Genomic DNA, 389 nt, shown 5'->3' with positions numbered 1-389 from the left:
CAGATGCAGTTCTTCCCATTCTTCGCTAGCAAACATGGTGACTTCCTTCCCTTTGACTTCGGGGTTGCGCCTGCCGTTGCCGCAAGCGAAAAAGCCGCCCAAGGCGGCTTGCGTGGTTCAGTTCTTGTGACGGTGCGCCAGACGTGCGATGGCTGCTCTTCCGGCAAGCCGCGCCGCATTCCTCGCGAGGGCTTCGGTGCCATGTACGTTGTGGCGCATCGAGACGTTGGCGAGGAGGCGTTCCGTGCCATCTCTGTACTCATTGATGAGATAGGTGGCAAACCAGACGCCGGGTTCTTGTTCAATTGGGTACACGGATACCGTGTACGGGGAGTCGACTTTGTTCAATACAGTGCTAGGTTCGGGCGAGAGCTGATACAGGCGTGGAC

General features: G+C 57.8%; 1 protein-coding gene. It reads right to left on the bottom strand.

The window, feature by feature from the left end; genetic code table 11:
• Positions 1-117 precede the first annotated feature (117 nt).
• Positions 118-348 (bottom strand): hypothetical protein, encoded by a 231-nt coding sequence (locus JWG43_RS19240; RefSeq protein WP_009277277.1) that lies wholly within the window; start codon positions 346-348, stop codon positions 118-120.
• Positions 349-389: the final 41 nt, after the last annotated feature.

Source organism: Desulfobulbus alkaliphilus (assembly GCF_016918545.1).
GTDB lineage: Bacteria > Desulfobacterota > Desulfobulbia > Desulfobulbales > Desulfobulbaceae > Desulfobulbus > Desulfobulbus alkaliphilus.
The sequence above is the reverse complement of the archived record's forward strand: the minus strand, read 5'-3'. Positions and strand labels throughout refer to the sequence as shown.